This is a genomic window from Hydrotalea sandarakina (genome assembly GCF_003254115.1).
GTDB lineage: Bacteria > Bacteroidota > Bacteroidia > Chitinophagales > Chitinophagaceae > Hydrotalea > Hydrotalea sandarakina.
Genome location: NZ_QKZV01000002.1, coordinates 1 through 21318 on the forward strand (window position 1 = coordinate 1; position 21318 = coordinate 21318).

Genomic DNA, 21318 nt, shown 5'->3' on the forward strand with positions numbered 1-21318 from the left:
CATACCTGTTTTATCGCTTATTGGAAGTAAGAGAGCAAATAGAGCAATGGAGGATTGATTACAATACAGACAGACCACACAAATCTCTAGGATACTCATCTCCCATAAAATTTGCTGAAGAACATTACAAAAGATTGAGTGTAGATATATCCCTTTATCCAAAAAAGGCGAACGCAAATCATTCATTAATTGAAGAGAGCCGTTTAGTGGATAAAGTCATTGAAAAACAAAAGATTAGTACCTTAGAAATCTCTAATTAATAATGGCATTAAAAAAGGGGGGCTTACATGATAGTTTACCAGTTCAATTAGCCTATTATTTCGATAAACCGCATTTTTTAATATTTAATGCTTCACCTAATACTAATTCGATTACTCCGTATATGATACTTTTTAAGGCATTCGCAATATATATTAGTAATATTAACGCTATTTTATTAAAGATCAAATTATATATAAAAAAATATTTCAATAATGAAGATTTTGATAAATGATCATGCAGGCCATTCCTTTTCTTTATCATTAAGTAAATGTTTAGCAGATATGGGACATCAAGTAATGCATTGCTATTGTACAAGTTTTGAATCTCCTAAAGCTGATTTTTCAAATATATCATCTAATATTACAATTATTGCAATCAGTAATAAACATAAATTTTCTAAATATTCAATTTTTAAGAGAATTCTTCAAGAATTTGAATATGTTAATAAACTGAGCAAGTTTATTTTGGATTTTCAACCAGACATCCTTTTAAGTGGAAATACCCCTTTGTTTATTCAATATGGATTGGTTAAAATTTCAAAAAAAAATAAAATCCCTTTCATTTATTGGTGTCAAGATATTTATAGCATTGCTATTAAAAAAATTCTATATAGTAAGTTGTGGTATCTTGGAAATATTATCGCTTATTTTTTTGAAGTTTTAGAAAGCAAAATTTTGAAGAGTTCCGCTCATATAATTTCAATTTCAGATGATTTCATTTTATATATTAATAAACGTGGTGTATCAAGTAATAAAATAAGCATTATAGAAAATTGGGCTAATTTAAATGAGATCAGGTTAGAACCCAAAAACAATATTTGGGCAAAAAAGCATAACCTTGATAGTTTTTTTTGTATTGTTTATTCTGGAACATTAGGCCTAAAACATGACCCCAATATATTACTGCAAATTGCTTTGCATTTGAAAAGTCAGAAAAAAATAAAGATTGTTGTCGTATCAGAAGGAATCGGTGCAAGCTATTTGATGGAACAAAAATTAAATAATAAATTAGACAATCTAATTATTCTTCCATATCAAAATTTTCATGATTTCTCATATGTGCTTGGCGTTTCTGATATCTTAGTAGCAGTACTTGAAAATGAAGCAGGATTATTTTCTGTTCCTTCAAAGGTGCTTTCATATTTATGCTCTCAAAAGCCTATAATTTTATCAGCACCGTTAGAAAACTTGAGTTCTAAAATCGTAATTAATTCCGGTGCAGGATTTTGTGTGCCACCTGGAGATAAGGATGCATTGTTTAATAAAATTGATATTTTATTAAAAAATGCAAAATTAAGAGCTGACATGGGATTAAAAGGAAGAATATATGCTGAAGAAAAGTTTCAAATAAATTCAATAGCAACAAAATTTTTACAAATATTTCATATGGTCACAAGTTAAGACTCATGTATATAAATATTTATGCTATATTTCAATGTGTTGATAACATTCATCCTACAATTAAATTTTTTTTAAATCAAATATTGAATCTTTTTTCCTTAAATTTGCTTGCCCCCTCAATTGAAAATGTTTATTTCTCGAATATAAACGGATAAACGTATAAGTATGCTTCAAACATTTTTGAAAAGAAGGGAAACTGCTGTAATTGCACTGGATAATGATCTAAATAGGGCACTAGATTCAATTCTTCATAAAGCTGAGATAGTTAAAACTTCTACTTCTAAGCGGCTATTCGATGTTTTTTTCACCTCCCTTTTATTTGTGTTTGTATTTTCATGGCTATTTCCTATCATTATACTCTTGATTAAACTTTCTTCTAAAGGCCCTGTCTTTTTTAAACAAGAACGAATTGGTTTAAATGGTCAAGTTTTTAAATGCTATAAATTTCGTTCCATGTACACTAATGTGCGGAATGATGTTTTTATGCCTGCTTTGAAAGATGATTGTCGCTTTACTAAAATTGGTAAATTTTTACGTAAAACTAATTTAGATGAATTACCACAGGCTATTAATGTTTTATTAGGCGATATGAGTTTAGTCGGACCAAGACCTCATCCCATCCCTTTCCACAATGAATACGCTACCTATATAGACAATATTGATTTACGCCATTTGGTTAAACCCGGAATTACCGGTTTAGCACAAATTAATGGCTATAGAGGTGATGTTTTAGATAGAGAAGAAAACAAAAAAAGAACTGCTAAACGTATTGCTTACGATTTGGAATATATTCAAAACTGGTCATTTGGCTTGGATATTAAAATTATTGCAACAACCGTTGCTCAAATGATTGGGAATAAGACCAATGGACACTAATTAGAAATTAGAAAAGTTTATGGTTCACCATATATATGATTTGTTTTTAAATAATATTAATAATTTTTCTGGAAATACCAATTATTGGAAGGGTAATACAGTAAATGAAACCATAAGGTTTAGGCATGATATACATCAGCGTATTTTAAATAATGGATTTACAATAGAAATTCAAAAAGAGATTTTAAAATGGGGCGGAATACATGTTTTTAATCAATTTCATATTGTTCCAGATGTATTAAATAGGTTACATAATCACCGCTCAATCGATACTAATACTGCAAATGCCATCTCTTCTTTTTCAAAATTGTTTGCTTTTTATTGTCCTCAACATTATTTCATTTTAGATGCCAGGGTTAGTTATGTGATTAATAACATTATAATCAACAATCAAATTGAAACTCCATTAATCAATTTCAATATTAAACGTTCAAGAAATAGAAATTTAAGAAGAAGATATGAGGCAATGCTGGATGCGCCCCCTTTCAATTATGAATTTATAGATATTGCAGATTATTATATTCGATACTGCACATTTATAAATGAAACTTATAATTATTTCATTAATGATAATCCTAATATCTTCAACGAAGAAGAATTTATTTTCAACTCCCCCGAAATTATTGAAATGTTCCTATTCTATTTAGCTGACCATATTTGATTTAACCTTTTATTATTATTTAAAATCACCTCTAATAGTCCCACATTCTTTCGCTTACAATGGCATGGCATAAATAATTCTACCTTTACTTGTTATAAATTCAGAACCATGTATGCCCATTGCCCTAATGTAGATGAAAAGGGCAATTATTTACAAGCCAAAGCCAATGACCCCAGGGTTACCCCTTTGGGTAAATTGTTGCGTAAAACCAGCTTAGATGAATTACCACAATTTTGGAATGTGTTGTTGGGGGATATGTCAATAATAGGACCCAGACCTCATCCTATTGAACTCAATGAAGTATCAGAAGGGGTAATTGAAAACTATGCACTACGTTATTTAGTAAAACCCGGTGTTACCGGTTGGGCACAGGTTTGCGGCTTTCGGGGGCCTACCCAAACCGGGGATGCCATGCAAGGTAGGGTGAATCATGATATTTGGTATATTCAACACTGGAGCCTTTGGTTAGATGCAAAAATTATTTTATTAACCCTAAAATGTGCTTTTTGGGGTGATAAAAATGCAGTTTAAAATCAACATAAATACAGGCTTCTCATTGTTCACCGGCCCTTTAGCCGGTTTTTTTATTCCCATTATCTTTCCTATTCAACAATATCACGCAACCAATTTTTATTACCCCCTAAGGCTTGTACTCAATGAATAAACAATGAATTGCCCCAAACTTATTGGGACATATTCTTTGTTCCCTCGTCATTCATCCCTCTATTTCCGTCATTCAGCACAATCACCCAAAATAACGATATTTTATATGGCTATAACTTTATAATTTACAGTGCGTTACACTGATAAACATTTATCATGACCAAATCATTGCTGCAAATATTCTTTATCGTTGTCCTGGGTGCTGCCTGCATTTGGGTAATGAAACAGTGGGAAAATGTTACCACTTGCAAGCAATGTAATTTGCCCCGGCAAAATATGCCAACCGCTCAACCGGCACCGGACCATTACTTTCGGGAGCCGGCCAATAAATTCAATATAGCCGCTTATTTTTAGCAGCGATAGTTTTTTATTGCAACTGTACTTTTTTATTTTCTGTACGTTCTGTAAGCTTTCAATTTTATATGTCGCCAATGGTTGTCCAGGAGGCAACTTGTAACTGATCCGTAATCATTCTACTTTCTTCTCCTGCATAAATTAATAACTTTTGCGCATGGGGATGATATTTATCCCAGTAATGTAATCCACGCAGCATACCGTTATCCCATTTTTTACTTCCTTTTATTTCAATAGCCATATCAATGCCATTTTTTTCGAATACTATATCTATTTCATTGCCTGCACTATCTCTATAAAAGTGTAGGTTGTCGGGGAATCCTTCATTAAGCCGGTTTTTTTTAATTTCAGAAATTACCCAGTTCTCCACAATAGCACCATAAGCGAGATGTTGTTGGAGTTGTGTTGTTGTTTTTATGTTTAATAAATAACACAATAGCCCTGTATCATAAAAATAAAGTTTAGGACTTTTAATAATGCGTTTGCCGGTATTGTTATGCCAGGGTGGTAATAGGTATATAATAAAACTGGTTTCTAATAAACCTAACCAGGATTGTATGGTTTTGTTATCTACCCCAATAGCCGATGCAAAAGTTTCGCGGTTTAATAATTGTCCGGCATGCGCAGCACACAAATAAATAAGTTTAGTAAATGCGGCTAAGTTGCCAATGTTTTTTAATAATCGTACATCTCTTTGTACATAGGTTTGGAAATAAGCAGCCAGCCAAATATGGGGCTGCAACTGCTCATGCCATATTTCAGGATAGCCACCGGTTAAAATAAGTTGTTGCAGGGTATGGTTTTTTTGTTTGAATGCATGGGTTTGCGATAACTCAGCATAGCTTAATGGCAGTAACGTTAAATAGCCTGCTCTTCCTGCCAGCGATTGAGACATCTGTTCCTGTAATAAAAAATGATTAGAACCGGTTAGTATAAACTGGCCGCGAGACTGGTTATTGTCTAAAATTTCCTGCAAATACCTGAATAGCACAGGCATTCGTTGTACTTCATCAAAAATGGCTCCGTTGGTATAATTTTGTAAAAATGCAGCCGGATTTTCTTCTGCTTTTGCCTGTGTATCGGGATTTTCAAAATTTACATAAGGATACTTTTTAAATAGCATTTTGCTTAATGTTGTTTTACCGCTTTGCCGGGGCCCTGTAATGCAAACTGCTCTAAATTGTGATAAATACAATTGTGCCTGCGGTAAAATAGCTCTTGGTATCATGAATTCTATTTTTGTAAAAATATGCAAATTTGGAATTGGATTCCATTTTTGCAAAAATATGCAAATTTGGAATTACCTCACCCTTTGTTAACTACCAATGGCACTAATGAACACAAATAAAAGAATTTGTGCATTCAGGTACACACATGTTAGCTCATGCGTAGAAACTCACCCAAAATAACGATATTTTATATGGCTGTAACTTTATAATTTACAGTGCGTTACACTGATAAACAATTATCATGACCAAATCATTGCTGCAAATCATCTTTATCGTTGTCCTGGGTGCTGCCTGCATTTGGGTAATGAAACAGTGGGAAAATGTTACCACTTGCAAGCAATGTAATTTGCCCCGGCAAAATATGCCAACCGCTCAACCGGTACCGGACCATTACTTTCGGGAGCCGGCTAATAAATTCAATATAGCCGCTTATTTTTAGCAGCGATAGTTTTTTTATCTTTTTTTATTGCAACTGTAACTTTTTTATTTCCTGTACGTTCCACTTTAAAACAGCCTATTACTGTTTATGACTGAAAAAATGTATAACCAATGTGTGAATCTGTACGCCGATAATGTGTACCGATTTATATGGAAGAATTTGCGTCACGAAGAGGATGCAAAGGACATTGTTCAGTCTGCCTTTGAAAAATTATGGATCAACAGAGCACAGGTAGCAGAGGGAAAGGAAAAATCGTATTTGTTTACCATTGCCTACCACCAAATGATTGACCATATTCGCAAAAACAAGCGAGTAGATTTACACGAAACATTTGGCGATGAAGTGCTGGGCAATACCAAACAACCGAATGCTATTGGACATCAAAACCTGATGCGGGCTTTAGACCAATTGAATGAACTGCAGAAAAGCTTGGTGATGCTGAAAGATTATGAAGGCTATAGTTATCAGGAAATAGGCGAGATTACCGGATTGAATGAAAGTCAGGTGAAAGTGTACCTGCACCGTGCCCGTATTACGCTGCGGAATTATTTAGTAAGTCCTGAAAATGTGTTATGATGATAGAAATCAACCGCAACAATATTGAAACCTGGTTACTGCGCTATGTAGATGGCGAGTTAACACCACTGGAAAAAATGGCGGTAGAAAACTATTTGGTGCTGAATCCCGATTTAGCAGGTGAATTAAAAGCCTTGCAACAAGCCCAATTACCCAAAGAGGCAGTGTTGTTCCCTTTTAAATCGGCCTTGCTGAAACGTATTCAAACAGAATTTAGTGAAGAACAGTTGCTGGATTATATAGATGGCGAAACGGATAGCTTTACCACCGATGCCATTCGTGAAGCGGTTTTAGATGATGCGGCATTAGTGGAACAATTGAATTTATTAGAACAAACAAAATTGCCCCTTGAAAACATTGAAATGCCCAATAAGGCAAGCTTATACCGGCATGAAAAGCAACCGGTAGTGGTATTGTGGACAAGAATGATGGCGGCTGCCGTATTATTAGGCTTGGGTATTTTAGTGTGGCTGTTAATACCAACGAATCATCATTCAACTGAGGTAAGTAATGGGGTAGTAGCTATACAAACTCCTAAAACTACTGATGATGCACCGGCTTTGCATGAGGCACAACAACAGCCTTTGAATGCAACTGAAAAAGTAGCACAACAAACTGTAGTAATGGGTAATGAAAAGCAAAACTTATCCGGTAAAAATATATTGCATCAGGCTGTACAAAAAGAGGATGTAACAAAAACAAATGTTGATGAAGCAGTTTTGCCTAATAATACAGTAGCTATTCAACCGGTCAATGTAAATACCGGTACCGTTAGCGTTCCGGAAGTAAATGCTTTACTAACTGAAAAAGAAACACCCAATAAAATAGCACCCGACAAATCGGTAATGGCTATGAAGGCAGTACAAGCAGAATCGGACAATACAAGCAATGCGAAAGAAGTGGTGTACAGGGTATTAGATACAGATAATGATGAGGGTACACCGGTATATGTAAACGGATTACCACTGAATAAAAATAAAGTAAACAGCCTTTTACAAAAAGCAGGTGGAATTTTTCATGCCTTGCGTTCACAACAGGACCTGGCGAAAGAAAAATTAACGGCCACCGCTAAATTACGTTAACACATAAAAAATGATACAATGAAACAATGGATAATTGTTGCAGGCCTATTGTGTGCATCCGGTATGGTATTGGCACAACAAACAGAAACAGTAAGGGTGCAAGCAGATAGCATTTTTATTAGTAGTGATACAGTTAAGGTGGGAAATTTTATCATTATTCAAAAAAATAGAAACCTATCTAACCGTGTTGACCGTGCAACCAATGGCCCAAACCAACGAATGAATAGTGTTATTACCATAAGCACCAAACCACGCAATAAAAAAAACAATCAAAATGTAGTAACCAATTGGGGTATTCTTGATTTGGGCTTTACCAATATTAATGATAATACCAATTATACCACTGCCCAGGGTGCCGGTTATTTAACTACCGTAAATGGCAACCCCGTTACTAAAAACAATTTTAATTTACGTACGGGCAAATCATCGAATGTAAACATTTGGTTTTTCATGCAAAAGCTGAATGTTACCAAACATGTGGTGAATTTAAAATATGGTTTAGGGTTGGAAATGTATAACTTCCGCTTTGAAGATAATATCAGTTTTCGTTCTACTCCACAACCCATGGTGTTTAATGATACCGTTAATTTTTCTAAGAACAAACTATATGTTGGCTATTTAACGGTTCCCTTTATGTTGAACTTTAATTTAACGCCTTCAAAAGACAATGGCTTAAGTTTTAGTGCCGGGGTAAGTGCCGGTTATTTACTCAGCAGCCGTAATAAACAAATTAGCAATGAAAGGGGGAAAGTAAAATACAAAGGCGATTTTAATTTACAACCTTGGCGAGTGGCTGCCATTGGTGAATTAGGGTTAGGCCCCATTCGTTTGTATGGCAGTTATAGCCTGAATAATTTGTATAAGGAAAGCACGGGATTAGATCAAATTCCTTATGCGGTGGGCATTCGGTTTAGTCGTTTTTAGTTTTCTCATGTTATATGTAGTTAAGTAAACACTTCTTTTCTAAGAAGTGTTTTTGTGCAGGCGGTACCACACAAACGTGAATGTTTTTTTAAAATGTAAGAACATAAATAGTATCGGCATATTTTTAGCATTTCATTGAAACATGGTCCGGCAATATCTTCTATATCCTTTGTTATTATGCTTGGCTTTAGTCCTAACAAGTGTTGCTATTAGTCAACCGAAAGTGGATAAAGATGAGTATTATGTGGTGATTAAGAAATCGGATTTTACGCTTACCGTGTATAATCGCAATCATGTATGGGTAGCTCGGTATCCGGTAGTGTTTGGCAGTAAAGATTTGGGTGATAAAATGATAGCCGGCGATCGCAAAACACCGGAAGGCACCTTTCATATTGTTAGTAAAAAAGTGCATAGTAAATGGTGCCGGTTTTTGGCATTAGATTACCCGAATGCAGAAAGTTATGAGAAGTTTAATGAACGCAAAGCCCATGGCGTTATATCGCCCAACGCCAGTATAGGCGGTGGTATTGGCATACATGGTACCTGGCCGAATGAGGATTTTGCGGTAGATAATTATCAGCCCTGGACAGAAGGGTGTATTAGTACGAAAAATGAATACATTATTGAACTGTATAATTTATTGCCGGTGGGTACTAAGGTTATTATAGAACCTTAGTTTTGCTTGTATAAAAAATCGCTGACTGTTTTTTGCCATTTGGCAGGCTCGTTTTGTAACAAACTTTGGTGGTGACTGAGTGCATACACCACCATTTCCTTATCATGCGACGCTAAATTTTTAAAGATATCGTTTGTTTCCTGTTGTGTAACGCGGTTGTCTTGCAATCCCCATTGCAATAACACGGGGCAATGTACGGCAGCAGCGGCATCTTGTGGCCTAAAGTTGAATGCCCAAAATCCTTGTTCCAGGCCACCCCAAAAGGTAAGCCAGTTACCCAATGGTTCGGTAGGTAAGTTCATGGTGCGTAACTTTCCTTCTACCGCTTTGGGTAAAGTGCCAAATGGCATTTCCAAAATTATTTTATCGGGCGTAAGAGCATACTGTTGCATGGCTTGTAAAATGGTAGCAGCACCCAGAGAAATTCCATATAAAATAATGGGGCGATGATAATGTTGCAAAGCATAATCGAATGCAGCTTTTACATCGGCTGCTTCGCGATAGCCAATGGAGCAGGCTGTGCCGGTACTGTTACCATGCGCTCTGAAGTCAACAGCCAATACCTGATAGCCCATGGTATGAAAAGCTTTTTCTTCAGGAATAAGTCCGCTTTTGTTGCCGCCATGTCCATGAAAAACTAAAATGGTACCCAATGCACTATCACGTGGAATAAACCAGGCTGATAATTGTTGTCCGTCGTTGGTAGCAATAGTGAAGGTTTGGTGTGGAAGATTTAAGGAATCAACCACTTTTGTTTTATAAATAGGGGCACCTAAAATCAAGGCTTTCCATTTGGCCCAACCATTTAGTTGCGTGTTAGTTGATGCATTAGCCGGCAATGGAAAAAAATGCGTGAAATAATATGCTTGTGAAGCAATAATAATATTGAGTACAATAAAAAAGGCAAGCATTACATAGCCTGTTCGTTTTAACCATTTGGGCATAGCACTATATTTTAAAAGCTTTAAAGCTTATACAAGTTGTTCGGCACCAAAATACCGATGTAATGCTTTGGGTAAACGAATGCCGTTTTCGTGCTGGTTATTTTCTAATAAAGCTGCTACAATTCGGGGCAACGCCAATGCACTACCGTTTAAGGAGTGGGCCAATTGCGTTTTACCGGAAGCATCTTTAAAACGACATTTTAAACGATTGGTTTGAAAGCTTTCAAAATTACTAACACTGCTTACTTCCAGCCAACGTTGTTGGGCAGCACTGAATACTTCAAAATCGTAAGTAAGTGCAGAGGTAAAGCCCATATCGCCACCACAAAGACGTACAATGCGGTAAGGTAATTCCAATTGCAACAGTAAGCCTTCCACATGGTTGACCATGGCATCTAAGGTGGTATAGCTTTCCTCAGGATGTACTATTTGAATAATTTCTACTTTTTCAAACTGGTGTAAACGGTTTAAGCCACGTACATCTTTTCCAAAACTACCTGCTTCCCTTCTAAAACAAGGAGAATAAGCGGTCATTTTAATGGGAAGTTCTTCTTCTTTTAAAATAACATCGCGATAAATATTGGTAACAGGTACTTCGGCAGTGGGAATTAAGTAAAAGTTATCTTCGGTTGCATGGTACATTTGGCCTTCTTTATCGGGCAATTGTCCGGTGCCATAAGCACTGGCTTCATTTACCATAAATGGCGGAATGTATTCGGTATAACCGGCTTGGGTATTTTCATCTAAAAAAAATTGTACCAGGGCGCGCTGCAGTTTAGCACCTTTCCCTTTGTACAACGGAAAGCCACTGCCCGTTATTTTTGCACCGGTTTCAAAATCAATTAAATCGTATTGTTTAATTAAGTCCCAATGCGGTTTAGCACCGGCATATAATTGCGGTATATTGCCACCGTTTTTTACAACTACATTGTCATCGGCCGAATGGCCGGCAGGAACAATGGCAGCAGGAAGGTTGGGAAGTTGTATTAGTTTTTCATGTAATTGTTTTTCGGTTTCAGCCAAGGCATTGCTTAATGCAGTAGTTTCCAGTTTCAATCCGGAAACTTGGAATTTTAAGGTTTCAGCAGCCTCTTTGTTGCCTTGTGCCATTAACTTGCCAATTTCTTTGGCGGCAGTATTGGCTTGCGCTTGTACGGCATCAAAATTAGCCTGGGTTTTACGGCGTAAATCGTCTAAAGCAATGATTTCATCTACCAATTCGGGTTGTTTAAAGTTTCGTATAGCCAAACGTTCTTTTACCCATGCCGGATTATTGCGCAATACCTGTACCTGTAACATAACATACAATTTGTAGCAAATATAGGCGTAGAAAAACAGATGTGGAGCAGCACACGTAAAATGCAGTTACCTTTGCCGCATGTTTGTGCAAGATGATTTACAACAACGTTGGTGGGCATTGGAAGCTCGTTTAATGGAACGCTTTGGGAAGAAACCCGATATGGAAGCCATTCTGTTTTTAATTGGTATGCAGGAAACCGGTTTTATAAAAGCTAAAATAACGAAAGAACAAAAGCAAGATTTAATGCATGTGGCTGTTTGTACGGTATTAACCCCCGGGGGATACTTTGAATTGGAAAGAAAAGATAAAGATGGTTGGCCGCATTTCAGGCAGCTAAAACCCATGCCCAATATGCCATTACCCGAACAAGAGAATTTTTTAAAAGATTATATTTTATTATATTTTGATGAAACTTTAAAGGATGATGAGGCAATATAAAAAATATGTTATGAAGCAGGCATGGTTTTTTGTTGTAATACTATTGTTAGCCGGTTTTTCGGCTAATGCGCAAAAGCCGGTAAAACAAGGAAAAGAAAAAGAGCGGTATGTGCTTATAAGTACACCTTATGGTAATATGGTAGCTAAGTTGTACAACAGTACTCCCCATCATCGGGATAATTTTATTAAGAATGTTGAAAGTGGGGCCTATGATAGTACGATTTTTCATAGGGTAATTGCCGGCTTTATGATGCAGGGCGGTGATCCGGCTACCAAAACTTTAGCCGATACTGCAGCCATGCAATATACCACCACACCCCCCAATGAGCAAATATTGCCTGAGTTTAGAGATGATATTATACATGAACGGGGAGCTTTAGCCGCAGCCCGTGATGGGAATCCCAGAAAAGCCAGTCACGCTTTTCAGTTTTACATTGTGCAAGGAAGAACTTATGATAGTGCTGCCGTACAAAATTTTTACATACAAAGGGTACAGCCGGCCAATCCCAACTTCCATTATACACACGAACAGTTAGAGCGTTATGCCCGTATTGGCGGGGCGCCTTATTTAGACCAGCAATACACCGTATTTGGCCAGGTAATTAGCGGGTTAGATGTAATTGATAAAATAGCCGCACAAGCCACCGATAAAAATAATCGTCCATTAAAAAATGTGCGAATGACCATAACCATGCTGAATTAATGTTTTAAAGTCAATTTTTCTATCAATATTTGTAAAAAAATGCACTATGAATTTTCCTGCTAATCTTCGTTACACAAAAGACCATGAATGGATTGTATTAAATGGCGATATAGCTACTATTGGTATTACCGATTTTGCTCAAAGTGAATTGGGCGATATTGTTTATGTTGATATAGCCAATCATCAAACCTTACCCGCCGAAGCTGTATTTGGAACCGTTGAAGCGGTAAAAACAGTGAGCGATTTGTTTTTGCCCGTTGCCGGAACCATTATTGAAGTAAATGCTGCTTTAGAAAAACAACCGGAATTGGTAAATACCGATCCTTATGGCGAAGGGTGGATGATAAAATTGAAAGTAGATAATCCTGCTGATGTTGAAAAATTAATGGATGCTGCTGCCTATGAGGCTCTAGTTGGGTAAATCCAAATGCGTTGGCTTAACGTATATAGATTACCATCTGTAATAAACACCCAATAAAGCATTGCAAGAAACAATAAAATACAGTGAACCGGAATTGATAACATTGCTGCAAAAGCGCTACGAAAGTGCTTTCAGCTATGTTTATCAACAATATTCCGGTGCTTTGTACGGCATTATTCAAAATATTGTAGCTGATACTGAATTGGCTAACGATGTATTGCAGGAAGTATTTGTGAAAATTTGGAAACAAATTCATCAATACGATGCAACAAAAGGCAAATTGTTTACCTGGATGTTGAATATTGCCCGCAATGCTGCTATTGATATGGTGCGAAGTAAAGGATTTCAAAATAATAAACACAACGATGAGCTAAAGGAAAGTGTGTATGAACATGCCGGTACCACCCAAATAGCAACCGATCAAATTGGTTTGCGAAAGGTCGTACATCAGTTAAAGCCCGAGCAAAAGCAATTGGTTGAACTGGCTTATTTTGAAGGATTTACTCAAGATGAAATTGCAAAAATGCTGCAACTGCCTTTGGGTACCGTGAAAACCCGGTTGCGAGCAGCATTGATACAGTTAAGGCAAATGCTAAAAAATACATAACATTGGATATACAGGCTTACATAGCAAGTGGGGTAATTGAGAGTTACGTAATGGGTTTAGCCACCGAGCAAGAGTGTGCTGAGCTGGAAAGCTTGCGTAAACAATATCCGGAAATTAATGCAGCTATTGCTGAATTTGAAGCAGCTTTAGAAGCGGGTGCTATGGCAAATGCCCAACAACCACCCGCAGTAGTGCAACAAAAAATATGGCAAACACTGCAATCCGAATTCCAACAACAACCTACTGTCAATGCAACTTTTTCTGAAAAAGGAAAAGTGATAGCATTACCCTGGTTAAAATATGCTATTGCTGCTGCAGTTATAATAATTGTTGCCAGCGGTGCATTGAATATTTATTTCTTTCAAAAAATAAACCAATTGCAACAACAATATACAGCATTGGTAAATGAAAGCAACTCGTTGCAAGCCGGCTTGAACATATATAAAACCAAAGCATTGGATTTATACAACAGTATGCAAGTAATGAGTGATCCCAATATGATAAAAGTGCCTATGCCCGGAGTAAAAGGCAAAGAAGATAATTTGGCCACTGTTTTTTGGGATAAACAATCGAAAGCAGTGTATTTATTACCCAATCGCCTGCCGCAAGCCCCTGAAAATAAACAATACCAATTATGGGCATTGGTAAATGGTAAACCTGTTGATGCCGGATTGTTGACTGCTGATTGTAATGGTTTGTGTAAACTTAAAACCATACCTGAAGCACAGGCATTTGCCATTACTTTGGAAAATAAAGGCGGAAGTGCTACGCCCCACTTAGATCAGTTATATGTAATGGGCAAAATTGCCGGATAATCTTTCATTAGCTTTTATTCACTAAAAATGAAATTGATAAAGGTGCATCCGTTGGTGCACTTTTTTCGTAAGTATTAATAGGATAATAATTCCTGCTTTCATTGTATAGCAGGGGTTTTTCAGATGGGAGGGAGCTATGTTTATGGCTCCCTTATTTTTGCAATAAAAAAAATTGAAACCACACATTCATTACACTTGGGCATTTATAGCCTGGTTGGTTGGTACCACTATTTTATTATGTTTACCCGGTAATGATTTACCCGATATTGGTTGGGTAGAAAAATGGCATGTTGATAAATTGATACATATAACTTTATTTTTTGGATTGGTTTTTTTATATGCTAATTGTATAAAGCATTACGACAAGCGCATGAAGAGAATAAGATGGATTGTTGTAGCAGGAATATTATATGGAATAGCAATTGAGTTTGTACAAAAATATTTTATTCCGCATCGTTCATTTGATGTAGATGACATGATTGCAGATGCCATAGGTTGTATTTTGGCTTGGTTTTGGCAGCGTAAGAAATGGTGGGGTGTTGTATAAAAAATTGGCCCCGATGGAAATCGGGGCCGCAACCAAAACTAACTGCTTATGAGAAAATTGACTACTTGCCTAAATTATTTATTATTATTACGTTTTATGCTTTCTAAAAGTTTTCAATAATGTGTTAAAACGTAATTTTTATTTATTGCTCTAATTTAATATTCGTTCTTCACATTTGCAATACAAATATCTGTAGTAAAGACTGAAAGAAATGTCAATGGTTTAACAATAAAATGTTAATGATTTTAGTGACACGTTATAACATTTCTTGAAGTGCCCGATAGGTATGGGCTTAAGTAAGGTATTCCTAAGTTCATTCCTCTGAAAATCAATAAGATAGCCATTAATCCCAATGCAACGGGAATGAGTTTCTTTAAAAAATTTCGCGTACGCAGATTAATCAAAAATCCGAAATAAGATAATAATGCCATAAGCGGAACAGTGCCAATTCCAAAAACTATCATAAACAACCAACCATAACCTATACTACCGGTAGCTAATGCGCCTGCCACTGCAAAATAAACCATGCCACAGGGTAGTAAACCATTTAGCATTCCAATAAATAACAATTTGCTGAATGTGGGTTTACGCAATAATTTACCTAAAAGGGTTTGTACCCAAATAGTCAATTCACTTACAAAGGATAATTGCGGAAATTGCAAATGAAAGTAGGGAAGGATAACATACAGTAATATGAACAATCCTAATGCAATAGATAAGTATTGCTGAAAGCCCGCTAATGAAACAATGCGTCCAATCAGTCCGAAAAATAATCCCAGTAAACTATAAGTTGTTATTCTACCCAAGTTATAGAATAGAATGCCGCCCATTTTTTGCCAATAAGTTTTATTAGGGAAGGGCAATGCCAATGCAAAAGGACCACACATTCCCACACAATGAAAGCTGCTAAGCAAGCCCAGTGTTAATGCTGATATAATAAAGCCCCAAAGCATTATTGCAGATTAATGTTTTTTTCGGAATAGTAATTGGTGTTATTGGCCATCCATTTTAACTTTAAAATGTAATTGGTTTTGAATAAATTATTTTTACTAACTGTCATTATTCCGTTTTCGTTTGCAGCAATGGCTAATTTTTTATCATAGTCTGCATTTGTTTTGCAATAAAACCAAGCTTCGCCGTGAATATTGCTGTGTTGAACCTCTTTCGGAAAAATAATGGTAATTAAGCTATCGGTTGGAATAACTTGTACTGCAGAAATGGCATTGGCATTATTGGTGCCGTTTATTTGCTGTTGAAAATGTAATTCATCCTTGTAATATTCATTACTCACCAAATCAATTTTAGTATGTACAGATTCATAAACTAAAAATCCAATGAGTAAAGTAAAGCTGATGAATACGATGCTTATTTTAGCTCCCCAGTTCATAATAATTGTTTTTAATCGTTAACAGGTCCTAAAAAATTGGTTTTTAAAGTGGCAATTTTTTGGTGATTTGATAATAAATCAATTTTTATGTGTGATGATCTTTCTTTAATAATGCTTTTTGGAAGTGTTATAAAAAATTCACCTGAGCCTTGACCTTCTTTAGGAACCAAAACATAAGGTTTTCCAATAATGTCTATTTTCCCGTTTAGTTGGTGTAATTGCAATTGAAGCTCCACATTTTTTGTTGTTTTATTAACCACTTTAATATTGTAAAGATTAGAAATGCTGTCATTGCCTCTTTCCTGGTATAAAATACCCGGCGTGCGAATAATGGTTGCATCTACATCTTTACGAGAAGCCAGTATAGTACTTAAAACTACTAACACAATTCCACATAAAAGTGTATAAAACTTCATTCTGGAAGTGTACTTCAAGGGGATACCGTTAGCAATTGAATTTTCAGATGCATATCTGATTAAGCCCTTCGGTTTGCCAATTTTTTCCATTACGTTGTTGCAAGCATCAATACAAGCGGTACAACCTACACATTCCATTTGTACACCATTGCGAATATCAATACCGGTGGGACAAACTTTTACGCATTGAAAACAATCAATACAGTCGCCCAAAGGCTGTGTTGCTGACGTAGCTTTTTTAAAATTACCGCGGGGTTCACCACGTTTATAATCGTAAGCAACAATCATGGAATTTTTATCGAGCAATACACTTTGTAAACGCCCATAAGGACAAACAACGGTACAGGCTTGCTCTCTGAAAAAGGCATACACACCATAAAATACGCCACTGAAAATAAGAATGGAAGCAAATCCTACAATATGTTCCGATACCGGTCCGGTTATAATCTTCAATAGGGCAGGCATACCGATAATATATGCCAAGAAGAAGTTGGCAATAATGAAAGAAAGCAAATAAAACACAATGTGCTTTAAACCTACTTTAAAAATCTTTTTGCCTGTCCATGGGGCATTATGCAATTGTCGTTGAGCGGGTGCATCGCCTAAAATCAAAAATTCAATTTTACGAAACATCATTTCCATAAAATTGGTTTGAGGACATGCCCATCCACAAAACAAACGCCCGAAAGCTGCCGTAAATAGTACAACAAAAAATACAAACGTAATCATGGTTAAACCGAAGATGAAAAAGTCCTGTGGCCAAAATATTTTGGTGAACAGAATAAATTTTCCCTCGGGAATGTTGAACATAAAGAGTGGGCGACCATCAATTTGAATAAATGGCATTCCAAAAAAAATGATGAAATAAAAAATGCTTAACCATGTGCGTATGTTATAAAATTTCCCTTTGGGCTTATAAGCATACACCCATTTGCGTTTGCCTTCTGCATCAACGGTTGCAATTCTGTCACGAAAGCTTTCTGAAACCGGTTCATTAATGTGTTCAATATTACTCATACAAATGGGTGTTTAATGCTTATTGAATGGTTGCTGCTGTAGTAGATTTAGTTGAATCGGCATTAGCAGCCGGTGCCGAACTATTGTCGGTACATAATGTACCTTGTGGTTCTTTAGGGTTTTTGGGCTTAGTACCATGAAGACTTTTTACGTAGCTGGCAATTTGTTCAATTTGTAAAGGCGAGTAATCGTCTTTCCAACTTTTCATACCTTTTTCAGGCCAGCCGTAGGTAATGCTTTTAAAAATATCTTTTATGGAACATCCATGCAGCCAGTAGTCATCTGTTAGGTTAGGACCTACCAATCCACCACCGTCAGCCTGGTGACAAGCAGCACAAGTGGTAGTAAAAATTTGTTTGCCGGCTTCCAGATCTGAAGGGTCAGTTAAATACTTAACGGTATTTTCGTCAACATTTGCCTTTGATAATTTTAAGTAAGCTTGCTTTTCTTCCTCAGCTTTTGCCAATGAAATTTGCAATTCTTCTTTACTTAAAGGTGCGCTGTGTGCTACATGATATCGAAATAAATAAATACCCGCAAAAACAATGCTAACATAAAAGCCATACAACCACCAAGGCGGTAAACGATTGTCTAATTCTCTAATGCCATCATAATCATGCCCCAAGTCAATTTCAGCTTCGTCTTTAATGGGTTTTAAACGATTAAATTTATTCCACCAGTTTTTGAATGAGTTTTTGGATTCGGCTTTAGCTGTTTCAGTCTCGGCTACAGCAATGGAATCACGTTGTTTGCGTAATAAAAATTTAATGTTATAAATTAACACCAATAAAATCAGTAATTCCAGTAAAACAACACTTACCAGGGTATAATACCCCATTGCGGTTAAGCCGCCGTAATTGGTAACTTTTTCAACAGTTGTTTCGGGATTATCAGCTGCAAATGCCTGCATGCTTAATAGGCTAAATATTCCCACTAACAATAGAGTAATATTGGAAGTGTTATTTGATTTTTTCTTTTCCTGCTCTTCAGTAATTTTAAATCTGGCTGTCCCAATTAGTACATTGGCCAGCAGCACAATAGCTAATAATAAAAATATAATGATGACAACCAATATTTGCGCAATGGGAAATGAAAGAGCGGATGGCTGTGGAGGCCCTGCTGCAAAGGCACCCATCGGCAAGCAGGTTAGCAAGCCAATCATCCATTTGCTGAATTTTATTTTTTTAAATAATGTGTTCATGGTAAATGTTTTTGGATAAATTGAACAATTGTTGAATTAGATATGCCGACTATCTTCCAGAGGAATATTGCTGATTTTTTGCATGGTTTTTTTATCGGCTTTCCACACCCACAAAGCAACACCAACAAAAAACAGGAAGAAGATGAGCAGGGATGTTAATGCATACACATCTACACCAAGTATTTTTTCGAGATAATTAATAAATTTCATATTATTTCGATTTAGTTATTATTGTTGGTTATTGCAGTTGCATTGTTTGCTGTACTTTGAGCTTTAATATCTGTTCCAACACGTTGTAAATAAGCAATGAGTGCAACTATTTCAGCATTGCTGCTAATATCTATCTTGTCTTTTTTCAAAGTTTCTTTTATGCTTTTTGCTTGTGCCTCCAAATCCTTATTGGCTTGTTTGTCATATCCCTCAGGATAAGGAACACCCAATGTTTGCATGGCTCTTATTTTAGCCGGTGTTAATGAGGTATCAATTTTATTATCAAACAACCAGGTATATGCCGGCATAATGGAACCGGGGCTCATTGAGCGAGGATCTAACATGTGATTAAAGTGCCAACTATCCGGGTATTTGCCTCCAATGCGTGCTAAATCGGGTCCGGTACGTTTACTTCCCCATTGGAAAGGATGATCATACACGAATTCACCTGCTTTACTGTATTCTCCATAACGGGCAACTTCATCGCGGAAGGGCCTAATCATTTGCGAATGACATAAGTAACATCCTTCCCTTACATAAATATCTCTTCCCTGCAATTCAAGTGGGGTATAGGGTTTTACTGACGCAATGGTGGGTACGTTACTTTTTACCAAAAAGGTTGGAACCATTTCAATAATACCACCTATAGCTACAGCAATTAAACTGAAAATAAGCATTTGAATGGGGCGAGCTTCAATCCATCTGTGCCAGTATTGTTTGCTATGTGTTTCAATAACTTTGGGTAATGCAGGGGCTTCAGCTGCTTCGTTGGCAACCAATTGTCCGGCTGCAACTGTTTTCCATAGATTATATACCATTAAAAATGCACCAATTAAATACAATGTACCACCAATACTACGTGTAATGTACATGGGTAAAATATGCGTAACTGTTTCCAGGAACTGATATTTTAAATGGCCATCGGGTGTAAATTGTTTCCACATTAATGCTTGTGTAAAGCCGGCCCAGTATAACGGTACTGCATATAACACAATGCCAATAGTGCCAATCCAAAAGTGGGTAGTAGCTAATTTTTTGGAATACAATGGGGTATTAAAAATGCGTGGAATTAACCAATACAGTACTCCAAAGGTTAAAAAGCCGTTCCATCCTAAGGCACCAATATGCACATGTGCTATTGTCCAGTCGGTAAAGTGTGAAATAGCGTTTACATTTTTTAAGCTAAGCATTGGCCCTTCAAAAGTTGCCATACCATAACAGGTAACGGCAACTACCATGAATTTTAATACGGGGTCTTCGCGAACTTTGTCCCAAGCGCCTCTTAAAGTAAATAAGCCATTCAACATACCACCCCAACTTGGTAAAAGTAACATTACACTGAAAACAGTGCCTAAGCTTTGTGCCCAATCGGGTAATGCAGTATATAATAGGTGGTGCGGACCTGCCCATATGTATAAGAATATTAATGCCCAAAAGTGAATGATGGAAAGGCGATAACTATAAATAGGTCGATTGGCTGCTTTGGGCAAGAAGTAATACATTACACCTAAATAGGGTGTGGTTAAAAAGAAGGCAACGGCATTATGACCATACCACCATTGCACTAATGCATCTTGCACGCCGGCGTACCAACTATAACTTTTAATAAATGAAAATGGAATTTCGAATGAGTTAACAATGTGTAACATGGCAACCGTAACCCAGGTGGCTATGTAAAACCAAATGGCTACATACAAATGGCTTTCACGACGTTTAATAATGGTACCAAACATGTTAATACCAAAAATTATCCAAACAACGGCAATAGCAATGTCTAATGGCCACTCTAATTCCGCATATTCTTTTCCGGTGGTATAACCGGATAATAATGTTAGGGCACCAAAAGCAATAATCAGTTGCCAACCCCAGAAATGTAGCTTGCTGAGTGTATCGCTAAACATGCGGGCTTTACAAAGGCGTTGCAGTGAATAATACACGCCCATGAAAATGCCATTACCCACAAAGGCAAAAATGACGGCATTGGTATGTACCGGACGCATGCGGCCAAACGTAGTGTATGGTAGGCCTAAATTGGCAGTGGGGTAGTACAAATCTATTGCTACCCATAAACCTGCCAACATGCCTATAATACCCCAAAAAATGGTGGCATAGGCAAACATTTTTACAATCTTGTTATCGTAATAAAACTTTTCTAATTGCATAAATGGCTG

23 protein-coding genes and 1 pseudogene are annotated in these 21318 nt (G+C 36.6%); 15 read left to right on the forward strand and 9 right to left on the reverse strand.

What is annotated here, in order from left to right; all coding sequences use genetic code 11:
- From LX80_RS02880 to LX80_RS02905, 5 genes and pseudogenes are all read left to right on the forward strand, one after another.
- Positions 1 to 260: integrase core domain-containing protein (locus tag LX80_RS02880; protein ID WP_146250361.1), on the forward strand; the 260-nt coding region annotated here is incomplete at its 5' end.
- A 213-nt stretch (positions 261 to 473) separates the two neighbouring features.
- Positions 474 to 1661 (forward strand): glycosyltransferase family 4 protein, encoded by a 1188-nt coding sequence (locus tag LX80_RS02890; RefSeq protein ID WP_111293567.1) that lies wholly within the window; start codon positions 474 to 476, stop codon positions 1659 to 1661.
- 165 nt (positions 1662 to 1826) lie between these two features.
- The gene (locus tag LX80_RS02895; RefSeq protein WP_111293568.1) at positions 1827 to 2537 is read left to right on the forward strand and encodes a sugar transferase; all 711 of its coding nucleotides are present in this window, start codon (positions 1827 to 1829) and stop codon (positions 2535 to 2537) included.
- Between the two features lie 19 nt (positions 2538 to 2556).
- A complete protein-coding gene (locus LX80_RS02900; RefSeq protein WP_111293569.1) occupies positions 2557 to 3198 on the forward strand; it encodes a hypothetical protein in 642 nt (213 codons plus the stop codon).
- Positions 3199 to 3219: 21 nt separating this feature from the next.
- Positions 3220 to 3729 (forward strand): annotated as a pseudogene (locus LX80_RS02905) (sugar transferase); the annotation flags it as partial.
- A gap of 550 nt (positions 3730 to 4279) precedes the next feature.
- On the opposite strand, the gene LX80_RS02915 reads toward LX80_RS02905, so the two are convergent.
- The gene (locus tag LX80_RS02915) at positions 4280 to 5443 is read right to left on the reverse strand and encodes an ATP-binding protein (protein WP_111293572.1); all 1164 of its coding nucleotides are present in this window, start codon (positions 5441 to 5443) and stop codon (positions 4280 to 4282) included.
- A 527-nt stretch (positions 5444 to 5970) separates the two neighbouring features.
- Here LX80_RS02915 and LX80_RS02920 point away from each other — a divergent pair.
- From LX80_RS02920 to LX80_RS02935, 4 genes are all read left to right on the forward strand, one after another.
- The gene (locus LX80_RS02920; RefSeq protein WP_111293573.1) at positions 5971 to 6459 is read left to right on the forward strand and encodes an RNA polymerase sigma factor; all 489 of its coding nucleotides are present in this window, start codon (positions 5971 to 5973) and stop codon (positions 6457 to 6459) included.
- Positions 6456 to 7541 carry an anti-sigma factor family protein gene (locus tag LX80_RS02925; RefSeq protein WP_146250362.1) on the forward strand — a complete coding sequence of 362 codons (1086 nt, stop codon included), beginning with the start codon at positions 6456 to 6458 and terminating at the stop codon, positions 7539 to 7541. The genes LX80_RS02920 and LX80_RS02925 overlap by 4 nt, the downstream gene beginning before the upstream one ends.
- An 18-nt stretch (positions 7542 to 7559) precedes the next feature.
- Positions 7560 to 8465, forward strand: coding sequence for an outer membrane beta-barrel protein (locus LX80_RS02930; protein ID WP_111293575.1), 906 nt, complete (start codon positions 7560 to 7562; stop codon positions 8463 to 8465).
- Positions 8466 to 8607: 142 nt separating this feature from the next.
- Positions 8608 to 9141, forward strand: a complete 534-nt coding sequence (locus LX80_RS02935) for a L,D-transpeptidase family protein (RefSeq protein WP_111293576.1) — start codon at positions 8608 to 8610, stop codon at positions 9139 to 9141.
- On the opposite strand, the gene LX80_RS02940 is transcribed toward LX80_RS02935, so the two are convergent.
- Together LX80_RS02940 and serS are read right to left on the reverse strand one after the other, a co-directional pair.
- Positions 9138 to 10085 (reverse strand): alpha/beta hydrolase, encoded by a 948-nt coding sequence (locus LX80_RS02940; protein WP_111293577.1) that lies wholly within the window; start codon positions 10083 to 10085, stop codon positions 9138 to 9140. The two genes, LX80_RS02935 and LX80_RS02940, sit on opposite strands and share 4 nt — an antisense overlap.
- A gap of 27 nt (positions 10086 to 10112) precedes the next feature.
- Complete coding sequence (gene serS, locus LX80_RS02945) at positions 10113 to 11384, reverse strand: serine--tRNA ligase (protein ID WP_111293578.1); 1272 nt, start codon at positions 11382 to 11384, stop codon at positions 10113 to 10115.
- Positions 11385 to 11463: 79 nt separating this feature from the next.
- Here serS and LX80_RS02950 point away from each other — a divergent pair, with 79 nt between their 5' ends.
- The 6 genes from LX80_RS02950 to LX80_RS02975 all read left to right on the forward strand — a co-directional run bounded on the left by LX80_RS02950 (position 11464) and on the right by LX80_RS02975 (position 14916).
- Positions 11464 to 11823, forward strand: a complete 360-nt coding sequence (locus tag LX80_RS02950; RefSeq protein WP_111293579.1) for a hypothetical protein — start codon at positions 11464 to 11466, stop codon at positions 11821 to 11823.
- 10 nt (positions 11824 to 11833) lie between these two features.
- Entirely contained in the window at positions 11834 to 12526 is a 693-nt protein-coding gene (locus tag LX80_RS02955) for a peptidylprolyl isomerase (RefSeq protein WP_111293968.1), read from the forward strand.
- Between the two features lie 46 nt (positions 12527 to 12572).
- Positions 12573 to 12947, forward strand: a complete 375-nt coding sequence (gene gcvH / locus LX80_RS02960) for a glycine cleavage system protein GcvH (RefSeq protein ID WP_111293580.1) — start codon at positions 12573 to 12575, stop codon at positions 12945 to 12947.
- Between the two features lie 61 nt (positions 12948 to 13008).
- The gene (locus LX80_RS02965; RefSeq protein ID WP_111293581.1) at positions 13009 to 13554 is read left to right on the forward strand and encodes an RNA polymerase sigma factor; all 546 of its coding nucleotides are present in this window, start codon (positions 13009 to 13011) and stop codon (positions 13552 to 13554) included.
- Between the two features lie 2 nt (positions 13555 to 13556).
- On the forward strand, positions 13557 to 14369 hold the full coding sequence (locus LX80_RS02970) for an anti-sigma factor (RefSeq protein ID WP_111293582.1): 813 nt from the start codon (positions 13557 to 13559) through the stop codon (positions 14367 to 14369).
- A 172-nt stretch (positions 14370 to 14541) separates the two neighbouring features.
- The gene (locus LX80_RS02975; protein ID WP_111293583.1) at positions 14542 to 14916 is read left to right on the forward strand and encodes a VanZ family protein; all 375 of its coding nucleotides are present in this window, start codon (positions 14542 to 14544) and stop codon (positions 14914 to 14916) included.
- A gap of 245 nt (positions 14917 to 15161) precedes the next feature.
- On the opposite strand, the gene LX80_RS02980 is transcribed toward LX80_RS02975, so the two are convergent.
- Genes LX80_RS02980 through ccoN form a run of 6 tightly spaced genes read right to left on the reverse strand, consistent with a single transcriptional unit; the run spans position 15162 to position 21309 of the window.
- Positions 15162 to 15869 carry a sulfite exporter TauE/SafE family protein gene (locus tag LX80_RS02980; protein WP_111293584.1) on the reverse strand — a complete coding sequence of 236 codons (708 nt, stop codon included), beginning with the start codon at positions 15867 to 15869 and terminating at the stop codon, positions 15162 to 15164.
- Positions 15869 to 16303, reverse strand: coding sequence for a FixH family protein (locus LX80_RS02985; protein WP_111293585.1), 435 nt, complete (start codon positions 16301 to 16303; stop codon positions 15869 to 15871). The genes LX80_RS02980 and LX80_RS02985 overlap by 1 nt, the downstream gene beginning before the upstream one ends.
- Positions 16304 to 16314: 11 nt before the next feature.
- On the reverse strand, positions 16315 to 17736 hold the full coding sequence (gene ccoG, locus LX80_RS02990; protein ID WP_111293586.1) for a cytochrome c oxidase accessory protein CcoG: 1422 nt from the start codon (positions 17734 to 17736) through the stop codon (positions 16315 to 16317).
- A 19-nt stretch (positions 17737 to 17755) separates the two neighbouring features.
- Complete coding sequence (locus LX80_RS02995; protein ID WP_111293587.1) at positions 17756 to 18937, reverse strand: cbb3-type cytochrome c oxidase N-terminal domain-containing protein; 1182 nt, start codon at positions 18935 to 18937, stop codon at positions 17756 to 17758.
- Between the two features lie 36 nt (positions 18938 to 18973).
- Positions 18974 to 19147 carry a CcoQ/FixQ family Cbb3-type cytochrome c oxidase assembly chaperone gene (locus tag LX80_RS03000; protein WP_111293588.1) on the reverse strand — a complete coding sequence of 58 codons (174 nt, stop codon included), beginning with the start codon at positions 19145 to 19147 and terminating at the stop codon, positions 18974 to 18976.
- 11 nt (positions 19148 to 19158) lie between these two features.
- A complete protein-coding gene (gene ccoN, locus LX80_RS03005; RefSeq protein WP_111293589.1) occupies positions 19159 to 21309 on the reverse strand; it encodes a cytochrome-c oxidase, cbb3-type subunit I in 2151 nt (716 codons plus the stop codon).
- Between the last annotated feature and the right edge of the window lie 9 nt (positions 21310 to 21318).